The organism is Celeribacter naphthalenivorans (assembly GCF_020524585.1).
In the GTDB taxonomy this organism is placed as follows: Bacteria; Pseudomonadota; Alphaproteobacteria; order Rhodobacterales; family Rhodobacteraceae; genus Celeribacter; species Celeribacter naphthalenivorans.
Genome location: NZ_JAIVLK010000015.1, coordinates 1 through 14248, shown reverse-complemented (window position 1 = coordinate 14248; position 14248 = coordinate 1). Strand labels below are relative to the sequence as shown.

Here is a 14248-nt window from a genome sequence, read left to right as displayed (position 1 = left end):
CGTAGCACACCCATGATCTGCGCTTCGGTGAAACGTGTCTTCTTCATCGGAATCTCCTCGTTCATCCTGCCGAGAAAATTCTACTGCCGCATCCCACTAAAATCGGGGGGGGATTACCCTGTCGTTCATCACAGACGCCTTTTCTGCTGTGCAGCCTCACAAGACCGGCCGTTCGACCATCATACAGCACTTTGTAGAGTGAAGTCCGGCAGTGTGAGCTAAAGCGAGTTTTCGGAGCATGTGCGCCAATGTCCGGTCTGGTGAACCGATCAATAAAAGGTGGCTTTGCGAACAGCTCGGATAAAGTGGACTCAGTTATAACTCCCAATTCGAAGTACCAGCCTCACTGTGTTTCTGCTGCCATTCTTTGATAGCAACATGGAACAACAAATCTGTGCTTGTGTGCCTACGGCAAGACTGCCGCAAGCACGAAATATTCAGATATGGCCGAACCGCGCATGGGACGCCACAAACATTGTCAAAGAGATCGCAGGATTATACGCGCGGTAAATCTGCCAGACAGCTCACGCTGCTGCTTTGCTCTGTATGTCGTTCCAGATGGTTATAAACATGTCGTTGAAACGCGGGTCCGACCGAAGGGCAACGGCATCGCGCGCATCGCGCGGAATATCGATTACCAGTTCCCGAACCACCGTAGAGGGGCGTTGCGACAAAACAAGCACGCGATCCGCCATGGTCAAGGCCTCACCAATATCGTGCGTGATCAGAATTGCGCTTTTCTGTTTCTCGGCAATGATCCGCGCCACATCGGTTTGCAGCAAGGTCCGCGTCTGGAAATCCAGCGCCGAGAAGGGTTCATCGAGCAACACCACGGCTGGGTCAAAGGCCAGTGTACGCATGATGGCCACGCGTTGCCGCATCCCGCCCGATAGGGTCTCAGGCTTGGCATTCTCGAAACCGGCCAGACCGTAAGCTTCGATCAGGCGTTTGGCGATGGGGTAGGAGGCCGATTTATCCACACCGCGAACCTCAAGTCCGAGCACCACATTGTCGATCACACTGCGCCATGGTAGCAAAAGATCCTTTTGCAGCATATAGCCGACAGACTGACCATTCTTACCGCCGTTGACCGTGAATCTGCCGCGGCTGGGTTCCAGCAAGCCGCTGATGATGTTGAACAAAGTTGTCTTTCCGCATCCTGATGGCCCGATCAGCGCAATGATTTCGCCTGCATGCAACTCGAAGGAGATGTCGCGGATTGCCTCGACGGAGTTGCGGCCGGGGGTCTCGAATACCATGCCGACCTGGTCGGCTGTCAAAATTGCGGTCATAGGGAAAGTTCCTTTGCATAGGCATCGTGAAATCGCGCCACAGCGGCATCGAATGTGGTGGGGTCCGTTTGGCTTGAGGCATGTCCGCCATCCGGGAACAGGACGAAATGGCCATTACCCAGACGGTCCGCCAGAGCTTTGCTGGCCGTCCATGGGACAAGCATGTCATCGGCTGTCGCCAAACACAAAACCGGAACAGACAGGGTCCGCAAGGCCATGTCCGAAGGCTCAAAGTTTTGGAACACGTCGATGCGGTCCAAAAGATCGGCCTCGACCGGCATGTGATCAGGGGCATGGCGTGCATTCTGACGCAATTGCGCATCGCGTTTTGAAATCCACGGGGCCGGATAAAGGAAAAGTGGCTGAGCTTCGACATAGGCGATTGCGCCGCTATCGCGCAACAAATTGCTCCGAACGGAAAAGCATCGCTTGATATGCGGATCAGGTGCGCCCCAGCCATTGGCGATGACGAGGCTCTGCACCAGATCGGGTTCCATAAGCGCAAGTTGCAACCCCATCATGCCGCCAACAGCGTGCCCCATGATATGCGCTTGGGATGCGCCAGCGGCCATGAGCACGGCTTTCATGTCCAGAGCGAAGTCCGTCACGCTGCGGGGGCCGACCGCGCGGGCGCTTTTCCCGCATCCGGCATGATCGTAGGTGAGAACCTGGAACTTTTTGCTCAGATCGTTGATTTGGGGTGCCCAATAGTCACACGAGCCGCCAAGCCCGCTTGACAGAAGCAGCGTTTCCCCCTCACCTCTGACCTCGTAATGCAGTGCAACGCTGCCATTATATGCGATTGGCATTTTTCAGTTCCTTATCGTTGCTTGAACCGCGCTTCGCACCAGTCGATGACCGCATACATGAGCAAGGCTACAACCATGAGAGCGGCAATCCCGAGCCAGACCGAATTCAGGTCATAGAGCGTGCCAGCATAGGAAATCATGTAGCCAAGACCTTTGTTCGAGGCGATATATTCGCCGACAACGGCCCCGATCAACGCAAAGCCGACATTGAGACGAAAGGCGGAAACGATCCACGGCATGGCTCCCGGCACGATTACTGTACGCCAGGTCTTGAACCGTGTGGCGCCAAGCGAGCGCATCAGTTTCACCAGATCACTGTCCACCTCACGCGCGCCCTGTTGGGCCGCGATCATGGCGACAATGAAGGTGATAAGGGTGGCCAGCGCGATTTTGGATCCGAGCCCGATGCCGAACCAGATAATGACCAGAGGCGCCAGCGCGATTTTGGGCAGGCCGTTCAGCGCAATCATATAGGGACGCAGCACTGAAGCCCCCATGGGGGAGAGCCAGAGCGCCAACCCAAGAACAGAGCCGGTCACGGTCCCGATGATAAAGCCGCTGACGGCTTCGAAAGCGGTCAGGGCACTGTCGCGTAGGAGTGCGCCGCTGCCGATCAGGTCTACCGCTTTGGTGAAAATGCCGCTTGGGCGACCATAGATATAGACCTCGATCCAGCCAAGGCTGACGGCGAGTTCCCAGAGGGCCAGCAAGCCGACCAAAAGCCCGATCTGCCATGTTAGGATCTGGAGCGTGGAAGGCGTTACATCCTTCCACTTCGGTCCGGTCATATTTTGACCGCGCGATGCGGTCTGCTCGCGCTGCGTAGGCGGCGATGTTGTGTCTGTAAGGCTCATGACGCAACTCTTTTATGCGCAATCGTGGCAATCTCGATCTTGGCCTCGGGTTTCACCAGACCGACCTGTACACAGTAGCGTGCGGGTTTTGTGTCAGGGAAATATTCCGCGTAAACCGCATTGATCGCGGCGTAATCGGCGAAATCGGCGACAAAGACATGGTTGAACACAACGTCTTCAAACCCGGCGCCGGCTTCGGCGAGGATGCCGCGAATGGTTTCGAAAACATGGCGGGTTTGCGCCGCGGCATCGCCGGGATGGACCACATTGTTGTTCTCGTCAAAAGGCAGGATGCCAGCGGTGTAGATGACATTGTCAGCCATCATGCCGGGCGAGAACGGCCCAAGGGGAGCGCTAGTACCAGCGGGGATCAGCACGCGATCATTCATGCGATGGTTTCCTTTTGAGTAAGAGAAACGTATTCGGCAAAGTCGGCACAGGTCGCGACCCAACCAAAGAACGTCTTGATATTGTAGATGCTTGCGGCACGGATCATGTCGTCACCCAACTGGTGACAGGCGTCTTCGAGAAGCACCGCAAAGAATTCGTTGTGGAACGCGTCGCGGATGCTGGTCTCAACACAGACATTGGTCGCAATGCCGCAAAACACGATGTTCTTGATGCCGCGAGCGCGTAGGATGGAATTGAGCTGCGTGTTCCAGAACCCGGAATAGCGGGTTTTCGGCAGCAATATATCATCCGGGCCGGGGGTCAGTTCATCCACCAGCGCATAGTCCCAGCCCCCCTTGGCCAGAAGCTGGCCTTTGAGTTCGGGCTTTTCACGCATTAGTTTGAGCGCATTGGATTTATGCCAGTTGGGGGAGCCTTCGCCGCCAGCCTCCTTGAGTTCTGGGTCCCAGCCGTTTTGCAGGAAGATCACAGGCATCCCGAGCTGATGCGCGAGGTCAACCGTATCGGAAATGTTCTGGATCACCGCACGGGTGCCGGAAACATCAAAGCCGCGCAGATCGACGTAGCCGCCTTTGGTGGAATAGCCATTCTGCATATCGACGACGACAATCGCCGTTTCTTCCGGGTTCATCCCAAGCGGTTCCGGCTGGGATTTGATCGCAGGGGCGGTTTGGTCCCCTGCGATCATTGGTGTTTGGCTATCTTTCATAGATTAGGCTCCGTATTTTGCGGCCGCCGCTGTTGCGAAGCGGTTGTCGACCATTTGTTCGAAAGGCAGGGCCTCGGAAATTGAGCCACCACCCAATTCAAGCGACATGGCGCTTGCGAATTCGTCTTCAGAGATCACCGGAGTGGTCGGAATTGCGACACCAGAGGCAAAGAAGTTCCCCGCAGCGCTTTCAATGATGTCCTGATCCACCTGCGGAAAGAACTCCGCGCCGGTCGCTGCCAAAAGACCATGGTCCGCATGCATGGCAGTCATGGCTTCAGCAATGGCGTTACAGAATGCTTGAATTTCTTCTGGATGATTGGCAATCGCCTCTTCGGTGGCCATGGCGGTCGTGAAGGAGGTCGGCCCGATCACATCAGCCAGCGACAACACAGCTTCCAGTCCGAAGTCGCGCGCCCCAACGGAGACATCCCATTCAAAGGCGGTGGCAACATCGGCCCGGCCATCTTTCACGGCTGTTGCCTGCGCACCCGGCGGCAATTCGAGGAACGTGATCCCGGCCTCTTCAGGTGTCATCCCCAAAGTTTTCTGGATCGCGTAGGTCGGAACCTGAATGGTCGAGGAGGGGAATTTCAGCGTTGCAATGGTTTTGCCCTTCAGGTCTTCGATTGTGGAGATCCCGGAACCCGGCTTGGCAATCGCCCACATCGACACACCGCCAACAATTTTGGCGATATTCTTGATGGAGGCTCCTTCGCGCGTCGCATTCACCGACATGCCGGGGCTTGTGACGCCCACGAGGCTGCGCCCGGACAGGATCATCGGTATCGGAAGCGCGATGCCGCCCGCCGTTTGCACATTCACGTCCAGCCCATGTTTTTTATAGAGGTCAAGGTTCGCAGCGACATAAAGCGGAGCATACATGGCCGTCCGAATAGCTTCCGAGACGGTGACGGAGGTGTTGGCAAAAGCCGGCAGGACACCCGTAGAGAATGCCGCCCCGGCAGTCAGGCCGGAAGCGATGAAAGAACGTCTGTTGAGCATGGTGTATTCCCTGATTGATGCGCGGTCGTTTACTCGACCTGTGGCTAAGTGGATGGCAATCAGATTTCTTGGCTGCTTTTCATTGTCAATTAATTGTAATTCGATATATATATTGAATATGACAATAAGTAATGTAGAAATTAAGCATTTACAGGTCTTTGTGGCTGTTGCAGAGACCCAGAACTTCTCCCATGCCGCACAGGCCTGCGGGCTGTCGCAATCGACGGTAAGTTTAATTATTCAGCGACTTGAGGCGGATTTAGGCATTCGGTTAATTGATCGCACAACCCGCAAGGTAATGCTGAGTCGTATGGGTGAGGAGTTTCTGCCGGGGGCGCAGCGCATCATCGCGGATTTCACGCGTCAGATATCGGACATGCGAGCGTGGCAGGAAATCGAGCGCGGGCAGGTGAATATCGCCTGCGTCCCGTCTGTGGCAATTCGCCTTGTCCCGAAAACTATCAACGCGTTTCGCACCAAATATCCGAAAATAAGCATTAAGATTTTTGAAGAACCCCGAGGACGGTGCATGGATATGGCGCGCAAAGGGGACGTTGATCTGGCGATTGCCAATGAACCACCTGATCTTTCCGATCTCGATGCCGTTCCGCTTTTGACGGACCGTTTCGCATTGGTCATGCGCAGAGATCATCGTTTTGCAGAAAGAGAGGCTGCCTCTTGGGCTGAAGCACGCGATGCGGGGCTCGTCATGATGGCCGCTACAACCGGCATTCGGCTGGAACTGGAACATGGCCTTCCTGCGGGGATACTACAGAATAAAGTCTCCTATGAGGCGGTGAACCCCTCGACGCTTCTATCAATGGTACGAGAAGGTATCGGCCTTGCTCCTCTTCCAAGCCTCGCTTTGCCCGACCCAAGCGACCCAATGTTAACATTTCGTCCTTTGCGCAATCCTGTTGTCACACGGGAGTTGCATCTGGCATGGCGAAAAGACAGTTCGCCAACACCAGCAGTCGAAGCCTTTAAAAGTCAGTTAGAGAAAGAAGCTTCTGACTATGTCATTACCTGACTCATATTCTGCATCTGTTTCTAATCAGTCGACGTGAAACGGGGCGCACAACACTTTTGAAGGGTGTAGCGTTACTGCAAATTAAAATTCCCGATAGCTGCACGAATTATATGATTTGCATCATCCCCCAGGGCGATTTCTGTGTTTGTCAAACTTCTGTAATTCTGCCTGTTACCGAAGCAATCGCACACCAACAGTATCCGGATCAAAAGCTCGGTGTTCACGGATGGGCGAACGATGTAACTGTAGAAATCCGTCAGATGGCCGCGGATGCGATCCATGTTGACGAACCGAGAAATCGAGCGGAGCAGTTGATCTTTGGGAACTTGATCTTCAAGTGAGAACTCGTAGAAAAGGGCCACCTGTACTTCTTGTCTCGGTCCCATCGTCGCTCAATCCGACAACTGGTATAGAAAATTGAATCAGTAACTTACGTTTCGATCGAGCACTGGATTTTTAAAATAGGCCCTTTACCCGTTCTCGCTCACGGCCGATGCAAGTTTTCATCGCTGTATCTAGGGGCGCGATGTAACCCAATAATTGCCGCCGGTCCTGCATCTCACAGACTGGCTCCTGTCAGTTTTGTACAATCATTTTCGCAACGAGTTCCGCAGCATTTTGCACCCCCAGCTTTTTCATCACAGAACTGCGATGAACCTCTACGGTTCGGGGGGATATTCCCATCGCCAGGCCGGTTTCCTTGCTGGTGTACCCGTTCACGATATGTCGGGCGACTTCGCGCTCTCTGGGCGTCAATGTGGCGGAATTTGGAGGGCGATGTTCCAGATGCTCAAACGTCCAAACCATCAGCCGAAAGGGATCGGTGGGCGTCAGTGTCCGGCCTGACGCTCGGGTCCAGATGATCTCACCGCTACGGCATTGCATGAAGCGCTCGTCTGTGTAGCGCGGACGGCCGTCCAGCCAACGCCGCCAGCGGGTGCCTGTCTTTTCATAATCGACGCTGGAGGGATAGAGGATGCGGATCGATTGCCCCTCCAGTTCGTCACGGGTCCAGCCGAAAATGCGCTCCATCTCCGTATTCACGCGCTGAATTTTGCGATTTGACAGGACCATGAGGCCGATCGGAGCATCCATGAAACCCGTCAAATTGAGGTCGGTCTCAGATATCCGGTCGAAATCCATCGGGTTTTCCTTTCGCTGCATTTGCATCTACGTAGGCACTACGTATTTTTATACGTAGTTCTACGAATGGCTACCATGTGTTTTTTGCATCACGTTTGTCGTGGGAGGACGTTACATGACCCACGACATTTATATCACCGGCTCCGGCCACACCCGGTTTGGTCGCCTCGACGCCACGCTCGAAACGCTGATCGTTGAGGCAGCGCGTGAAGCTCTTGAGGAGGCACAGATTCCTCCCTCTGAGATTGATGCCATTTTTCTCGGTCATTTCAATTCCGGACTCGTTCCCGACGGGTTTGCCTCCTCGCTCGTTTTGCAGGCGCATCCCGACCTCCGCTATACCCCTGCCGCTCGGTGCGAAAACGCCTGCGCCTCTGGTGCGGCCGCTATTCACGCCGGACTGAACGCCATCCGAGCAGGCCGGGCGCGGAACGTCCTTGTCGTCGGGGCAGAAAAGATGACCCATAGGTCGACAGAGGATGTCACGACGGCTCTGGCCGGGGCGGGGTATCAAAATGATGCGAACGAGGCCGCTCTGAGCTTTCCGCAAGTCTTTGCCATTGCGGCAGACCAATATGCGGCGCGCTATGGCGATCCGCTGGACACGATGGCGCGCATTGCGGCGAAGAACCATGAAAATGCGATGAAAAACCCGTTGGCGCATATGCATAAGCCGCTGACCTATGAGTTCTGTCGCGAGGTGAGCGAGAGGAACCCGCTGATCGCACCGCCTCTGCGATTGAGTGATTGCTCTCTGGTCACGGACGGTGCCGCTGCGATCGTTTTGAGCGCTGCCAATGCCCATGCCGGGGACGCCGCTGCCCGCGTACGGATTGCCGCCGCCGAACATGTGTCCGACTTTCTGCCGATGAGCCGCCGCGATTTCGTGGCCTTCGAAGGGCCGGAACGCGCCATTCGCGCGGCCTATGACGCAGCCGGGATCACGGTCTCAGATCTGGATTTCGCAGAGGTTCACGACTGTTTCACCCCGGCAGAACTTCTGATCTACGAAGCGATGGGACTTGCGCCAAAGGGGCAGGGGGTAAGGGCCCTAGATGAGGGCACGGTATATGCGGACGGGCGTACCCCGGTGAACCTGTCTGGCGGGCTGAAGGCCAAAGGCCATCCGGTCGGCGCCACCGGCGTGTCGATGCATGCTCTGGGCTTTCGGCAACTGACCGGACGTGCGGGAGACATTCAACGCGCGGGTGCGGAATGGGGCCTCGCTTTCAACATGGGTGGTGCGGCCGTCGCCAACTACGCGACGATTCTGCAAGCCGATCGCGCCTGAAGATGATTTGGGACTTGTGAAGACAATGAATATCGCAAATTGGCTGTATCAAACGGCCTTGTCATGGCCCGACCGTCCGGCGCTCTATCACGGCGACAGCCTGCGCCAGACCTATCACGGACTTTTGCAATCCGTCTGCAATCGTGCAGCTTGGTTGCATGCGGAGCATGGGATCGCAAAGGGCGACCGGGTTGCCATTTTCGCAAAGAATGCGCCCGAGTACATCGAGGTGCTACATGCCTGCTGGTGGCTCGGGGCCGTTGTCGTGCCGGTGAATTGCAAACTGCATGCCCGCGAAGCCGAGTGGATCATCCGCGATTCAAGGGCGGCGCTGACCTTGACGGAGAGCGGCACTGTTTTCGCGACGCAGGAGGATGTCGCCGAGGCGAGGCTCGCTGCGCCGGTGCCTGAGCTGGACACATTCACGCCGCCCAAGTCGGTTGGAGCACAGGAACTTGCTTGGCTGTTCTACACTTCGGGCACCACCGGGACGCCCAAAGGGGTCATGCTCAGCCATGACAACCTGCGGCAGATGACTCTGTGTTATGCGCTCGATGTCGATGCGGCATGCCCCGAGGATCACATGCTCTACGCCGCTCCCATGTCCCACGGCGCGGGGCTTTACATGTTCGCGCAAATCCGGGCAGGCGGGGCGCATCTCATCCCTGCGTCCTCTGGGTTCGACAGCGCCGAGATCATTGCGCTCGCCGAGACCCGTGGCAATCTCGTGTTCTTTGCGGCGCCTACGATGGTCAAACGGCTGATCGCCACGGCAAAGCAACAGGGCTACGACGGCACGGGCATCCGTACGATCATCTATGGCGGCGGGCCGATGTATGCCCATGACATTGACGAAGCTCTCGCCTGTTTCGGTCCGCGCTTTGTGCAGATTTACGGTCAGGGCGAAACCCCCATGACCATCTCTGTCCTGCCCCGCGATCTCGTCGCAGATCAGACTCACCCGCGCTGGAAGGCGAGGCGCGCCTCTGTCGGCATTGCGCAGGGGGCTGTCACACTTGCGGTTCTGGGCTCCGATGGAGAGGCTTTGCCTGCGGGGCATACCGGGGAAATCTGTGTCCGGGGGCCAACCGTCATGACCGGCTATTGGCAGAACGAACCGGCCAGCCAGCAAGCCTTGCAACACGGTTGGCTGCATACCGGAGATCTGGGCCATCTCGATGAAGACGGCTTTCTCTACCTCACTGACCGCTCCAAGGATGTCATTATTTCAGGTGGCACAAATATCTATCCGCGCGAGGTTGAGGAGGCACTTTTGGCGCATCCGGCCGTGTTCGAGATCGCCGTCATTGGCGAACCGGAGCCGGATTGGGGAGAGCAGGTCGTGGCCTATGTCGTGTTCGAACCCGGCAAGAGCGCCAGTGAGCCTGAGCTCGACAGCTGGTGCCGCCAGCAGATCGCCGCTTTCAAGCGTCCGAAACGCTACCAGTTCGTCCACGAGCTGCCGAAGAACAGCTACGGCAAGGTTCTGAAAACCGCGCTGAGAACGCGCACGGGACATGCGCCGACACCGGCATAAATACACAACATCTCCGGGCAGGAGGAGCCCGGCACCAACGGAGGAGATACCCATGAAAAGACGTGACTTTCTGAAATCCACAGGAGCATTCGCAGGCGCGGGGCTGATCTCGGGTCTGCCCGGTCTTGCCCATGCCGCAACCTCGCTGAAATTCGACAGCTATGTGAGCGAAACCGCAGGTCCGTCCTGGGTCGACCGCTGGTTCCTCGAAGAACTGGCAAATCGCAGCAATGGCGAGATCGGCGTCAAATACTACTGGGCCGGAAGCCTCAACAAGGTCGGCGAACATCTCGGCGCGGTGCGCGACGGCACCAGCGAAATGACCCTGATCGCGCCGGGCTATTATCAGGCCGAACTGCCGGTCACACGCGGCCTTGAATGGTATTTCCGCATGGAGCGCGCGGATGAGCTGCAACTCGTGTGCCGCGACGTCTACGAGAATTTCGCGCCGCTGCGGCAGGAATGGGAAGAGCGTCATCGCAGCAAGGTGCTCTACTGGACCAACTGGAATTATGCGCCTCTGGTGATGCGTGATCCGATCACCTCGATCGACGATATCAAGGGCAAGAAAATCCGCGGCTACGGCGTCGCCACCGATGTGATCGAAAGCCTCGGCGGCATTGCCGTGCCGATGGCGGCGGGCGAGGTTTATCAGGCGCTCGAACGCGGGGTTCTCGATGGGGTCTACGGCTTCGATTTCGTCACCGCCGTTGCCTACAAACTGCATGAGATCGCCCCGAATTTCTACGACATCGGCGATGGTCCGCATGCCCCCGCCGTCACGATCATGAACCGCCGCGTCTGGGAGGGCCTCCCTGCAGAGCACCAACAGATCTGCACCGATCTGGCCGATGAGCTCTATGGTGGGAAATTTGCCGAAATCTACAACAAGGTGCTGGCCGATTACGTGCAGAAGGCGCAGGCCGAAGGCGTGGTGCTCTCCGCACTCTCGGATGCGGAAAAAGCCCGGACCAAGGCGCTTGTTCAGCCCGCACAGGTCAACAAGTGGATCGAGACCGTGGCCAAGCCCAACGGTATCGACGGGGCGGCCATGCAGGCGGTGGTCGAAGAGGCGATCGCGCGCCACGCAGGCACCGGGACAATGAAGCGCCCGGTCGAAATCGCGGCGGGTCTGTAAGCTGATGCTGGCGTGGCTGAACCGCCTGCTCGACGGGATCGCCCGGATCACATCATGGCTGGCGCTGGGGTTCCTCGCCTTCATGATGGTGGCCATCACAGTGGATGTGGTGGCCCGCGCCGCCTTCGGGCGCGCTGTGCCCGGGCTGTTCGAGATGACGGAAATGTCCATGGTGATGGTGGTTTTCATGGGGCTGGGCGCGACCCTGCTCGATGACGGCCACATCCGTGTCACCATGATGACCGATGCGCTGCCCGGACCGTTTTCGCGTGGTTGCACGGCGCTTGCCTGGCTGTTTGCTGCGCTGACCTTTCTGATGCTGGCCTGGCCGGCAACACAGGAGGCGGCTTATTCCTTCTCGATCCGGGAATTCCGTTGGGGCTATTTCCAGGTGCCGATCTGGTGGGCCAAAATCGCGGTGGCCGCAGGGCTCTGGTTTGCTGCGCTGCAAGCCGCCCTGCACAGCCTGCGCATCGCACTGAAACAGATCGCGCAGCCGCATCTCGACACCGTGCCTCCAAGCGCCGGGGACAAGCCCCAGCACTGAGCCGCGCGCGCCCCAAGAAACGCGCCCCAAGAAAAAGGCCCCGGCGCATGTCACCGGGACCGCGACATTGCACTTCACAGGACATCGACAATGGATGTGACACTCATCACCTTGCTCGCCGTCGGGCTGATCTTTTTCCTCATGGCTCTGGGCACCCCGGTCTTTGCCGCGCTGGCCCTCTCCGGTGCCTTCGGCATCGTCATGGTGGAAAACCTGGGCTTCCTGTTGGCACGGCTCAAATCCTTTTCCTTCAGCCATACAGCAAGTTACGCGCTTACGGTCATCCCGCTTTTCATCCTCATGGGGGCTTTCGCGCATCATGCGCAGGTCGGCAAACGCCTGTTCCATGTCGCCAACAAATGGGTAGGTCACCTGCCGGGGGGGCTGGCGATGGCGAGCATCCTGACCTCGGCAGGCTTTGCCGCGACCTCGGGGTCCTCGGTGGCAACGGCGGCTACTGTAGGGGCGGTCGCCATCCCGGAGATGAAGGAGAAGGGCTACGATCCGCGCCTCGCGTCAGGGGCCGTGGCTGCAGGTGGCGTGCTTGGCGTTCTGATCCCGCCATCCGTCCTGCTGATTTTCTATGCAGCCCTGACCGAGGTCTCCGCCGGAAAAATGTTGATCGCGGGCTTTGTTCCTGGCCTGATCACCACGGTCGCCTTCATGATCGGTGTCGCCTTGATCGGCCATCGGGTTCAGCATCACTCCACCCGAGCCCCCAAGGCCTCTTGGGGAGAGCGTCTGTCCTCGACGACGCAGGCCTGGCAGGTGCTCGTCCTGTTCGTGATCGTACTGGGCGGCATTTACCTCGGGTTTGTTACGCCCACCGAAGCCGGTGCCATCGGTGCGCTCGCTGCCTTGCTCATGCTGGTCTTCGCGAAATCGGCGCGCGGGCGTCTGAGCACTGCGCTTTCCGAAAGCTTCCGCTCGACCGCCACCACCACGGTGATGATCCTCTTCACGATGATTGGCGCGGGCATTTTCAGCTTTTTCCTGACCCTCGTACAGGTGCCGCAGATGATCGCAGGCGCCATCACCGAAAGCGGTATTCCGCCTCATCTGATCGTTGCGGTGCTCCTTTTGCTCTATATCCCGCTTGGCATGTTTCTCGATGCCTTCTCGATGATGGTGATCACCTTGCCCATCGTGTTTCCTACTGTGTCGGGACTTGGGTTCGATCCGATCTGGTTCGGCATTCTTTGCGTGAAAATGTGCGAGATCGGACTGATCACACCGCCCGTGGGCCTCAATTGCTTTGTGATCGCGGGCATTGATCGCGATACACCTCTTCCGGATGTGTTCCGGGGCGCGCTTTGGTTCGTGGCGATCGAGATGGTCACTATCGTTCTGCTCTTCGCCTTCCCGTCGATCATCACCTGGCTGCCCGACACCATGATGGCCCGATAACTCAGGAGATTTCCTATGACACAACGAACGGATTACGGCATCGCCTTCATCACCGGTGGCGGCTCAGGTATCGGGCGGGCAAGCGCTCTGCGGTTGGCAGCGTTGGGGGCCCGTGTGGCCGTCACCGACCTGCGCCCAGAGGCCGCCGAAGAGGTCGCCCGCGAGATCGCAGCTCAGGGTGGAACAGCGATTGCTCTCGCCCACGATGTTGCGGATGCGACCGCACTTCCCGACGTGGTTTCCAAAGCCGAAGACGAACTTGGTCCCATCGACATTCTTGTAAACAGCGCCGGGCTCATTCTCGTGGAGCCGCTTCTGGATTTTGCCCATGAGAACTGGTGCAAGGTCATGGAGGTCAATGTCACCGGCACCTTCACTGTGAGCCAGCATATCGCCCGCGGCATGGCGGCACGCGGCTATGGGCGGATCATCAATATCGCCTCGATCTCCGGTCTGCGGGCCGGTGTCGGGCGCACGGCTTATGGCACGTCGAAAGCCGCCATTCTGGGGCTTACCCGGCAGTTTGCGCTTGAACTCGGCGCGCGTGGCATCACCACCAATGCCATTGCGCCGGGGGTCATAGAGACACCGATGACACGCGCCGCTTACAGTGAAGAAACATGGTCTCGTGTGCTGGACATGACACCGACCCGCCGCCTCGGGCAGCCGGAAGATATTGCAGAGGCCGTAGCCTATCTCGCAAGCCCTGCCGCGTCCTTTGTCAATGGCGAGGTCTTGACGGTAGATGGAGGCTATATGGCGTCCGGGATGACACAAACCGGCAATCTGCAAGCTTGAGTAGGGTTGGAAAGGTGAGATTGGCGTAGAACCAATCAACCTTTCTAAGGCCGCAAACCAGGCACTGCGTCTCGAAAGTCATTTTTCGAGGTCGTTATGGGGAACAGTAAACGCGCTTAGAGACCCCGTCACATATCGACGAGGAGCCCGTTGTCACCAGTCAAGATGTTTCCGGCTATGCAGTTTCGATTTTTTCATTAGGTGTTTTGCTATGTTTATTTTTCGCAATTTTCCTTTGGCTTGAATTGCTCGGATAAACGGCGCGTGTTCGAATTTT

14 protein-coding genes and 1 pseudogene are annotated in these 14248 nt (G+C 57.5%); 7 read left to right on the top strand and 8 right to left on the bottom strand.

Annotated features, from left to right (window positions below; all coding sequences use genetic code 11):
* Window positions 1–524 precede the first annotated feature (524 nt).
* From LC094_RS21230 to LC094_RS21205, 6 genes are read right to left on the bottom strand one after another with little or no spacing between them, the layout of a single operon-like run.
* Window positions 525–1292 (bottom strand): ABC transporter ATP-binding protein, encoded by a 768-nt coding sequence (locus tag LC094_RS21230; protein WP_226554798.1) that lies wholly within the window; start codon window positions 1290–1292, stop codon window positions 525–527.
* Complete coding sequence (rutD, locus tag LC094_RS21225; RefSeq protein WP_226554797.1) at window positions 1289–2101, bottom strand: pyrimidine utilization protein D; 813 nt, start codon at window positions 2099–2101, stop codon at window positions 1289–1291. The genes LC094_RS21230 and rutD overlap by 4 nt, the downstream gene beginning before the upstream one ends.
* 11 nt (window positions 2102–2112) lie before the next feature.
* Complete coding sequence (locus LC094_RS21220) at window positions 2113–2955, bottom strand: ABC transporter permease (protein WP_226554796.1); 843 nt, start codon at window positions 2953–2955, stop codon at window positions 2113–2115.
* Window positions 2952–3344, bottom strand: coding sequence for a pyrimidine utilization protein C (rutC, locus tag LC094_RS21215; RefSeq protein ID WP_226554795.1), 393 nt, complete (start codon window positions 3342–3344; stop codon window positions 2952–2954). Before rutC ends, LC094_RS21220 begins: the two co-directional genes overlap by 4 nt.
* Window positions 3341–4075, bottom strand: a complete 735-nt coding sequence (locus tag LC094_RS21210; RefSeq protein ID WP_226554794.1) for an isochorismatase family protein — start codon at window positions 4073–4075, stop codon at window positions 3341–3343. The genes rutC and LC094_RS21210 overlap by 4 nt, the downstream gene beginning before the upstream one ends.
* A gap of 3 nt (window positions 4076–4078) precedes the next feature.
* The gene (locus LC094_RS21205) at window positions 4079–5080 is read right to left on the bottom strand and encodes an ABC transporter substrate-binding protein (RefSeq protein WP_226554793.1); all 1002 of its coding nucleotides are present in this window, start codon (window positions 5078–5080) and stop codon (window positions 4079–4081) included.
* On the opposite strand from LC094_RS21205, the gene LC094_RS21200 reads away from it, so the two are divergent.
* Window positions 5058–6110: a LysR family transcriptional regulator gene (locus tag LC094_RS21200; protein WP_226554792.1), complete on the top strand. Its 1053-nt coding sequence runs from the start codon at window positions 5058–5060 to the stop codon at window positions 6108–6110. The two genes, LC094_RS21205 and LC094_RS21200, sit on opposite strands and share 23 nt — an antisense overlap.
* A gap of 155 nt (window positions 6111–6265) precedes the next feature.
* On the opposite strand, the pseudogene LC094_RS21195 reads toward LC094_RS21200, so the two are convergent.
* Window positions 6266–6496 (bottom strand): annotated as a pseudogene (locus LC094_RS21195) (IS5/IS1182 family transposase); the annotation flags it as partial.
* Window positions 6497–6686: 190 nt separating this feature from the next.
* On the bottom strand, window positions 6687–7253 hold the full coding sequence (locus LC094_RS21190) for a LuxR C-terminal-related transcriptional regulator (protein ID WP_226554791.1): 567 nt from the start codon (window positions 7251–7253) through the stop codon (window positions 6687–6689).
* A gap of 115 nt (window positions 7254–7368) precedes the next feature.
* Between LC094_RS21190 and LC094_RS21185 the strand changes: the two genes are divergently transcribed.
* The 6 genes from LC094_RS21185 (at window position 7369) to LC094_RS21160 (ending at window position 13971) form a co-directional block, all read left to right on the top strand.
* Window positions 7369–8544, top strand: a complete 1176-nt coding sequence (locus LC094_RS21185; protein ID WP_226554790.1) for a thiolase domain-containing protein — start codon at window positions 7369–7371, stop codon at window positions 8542–8544.
* Between the two features lie 25 nt (window positions 8545–8569).
* Window positions 8570–10081, top strand: coding sequence for a class I adenylate-forming enzyme family protein (locus LC094_RS21180; protein WP_226554789.1), 1512 nt, complete (start codon window positions 8570–8572; stop codon window positions 10079–10081).
* A gap of 52 nt (window positions 10082–10133) precedes the next feature.
* Window positions 10134–11219 carry a C4-dicarboxylate TRAP transporter substrate-binding protein gene (locus tag LC094_RS21175; protein ID WP_226554788.1) on the top strand — a complete coding sequence of 362 codons (1086 nt, stop codon included), beginning with the start codon at window positions 10134–10136 and terminating at the stop codon, window positions 11217–11219.
* Window positions 11220–11223: 4 nt separating this feature from the next.
* Window positions 11224–11766 carry a TRAP transporter small permease gene (locus LC094_RS21170; protein ID WP_226554787.1) on the top strand — a complete coding sequence of 181 codons (543 nt, stop codon included), beginning with the start codon at window positions 11224–11226 and terminating at the stop codon, window positions 11764–11766.
* 90 nt (window positions 11767–11856) lie between these two features.
* Entirely contained in the window at window positions 11857–13173 is a 1317-nt protein-coding gene (locus tag LC094_RS21165; protein WP_226554786.1) for a TRAP transporter large permease, read from the top strand.
* A gap of 15 nt (window positions 13174–13188) precedes the next feature.
* Window positions 13189–13971, top strand: a complete 783-nt coding sequence (locus LC094_RS21160) for an SDR family NAD(P)-dependent oxidoreductase (protein WP_226554785.1) — start codon at window positions 13189–13191, stop codon at window positions 13969–13971.
* The last annotated feature ends 277 nt before the right edge of the window (window positions 13972–14248 follow it).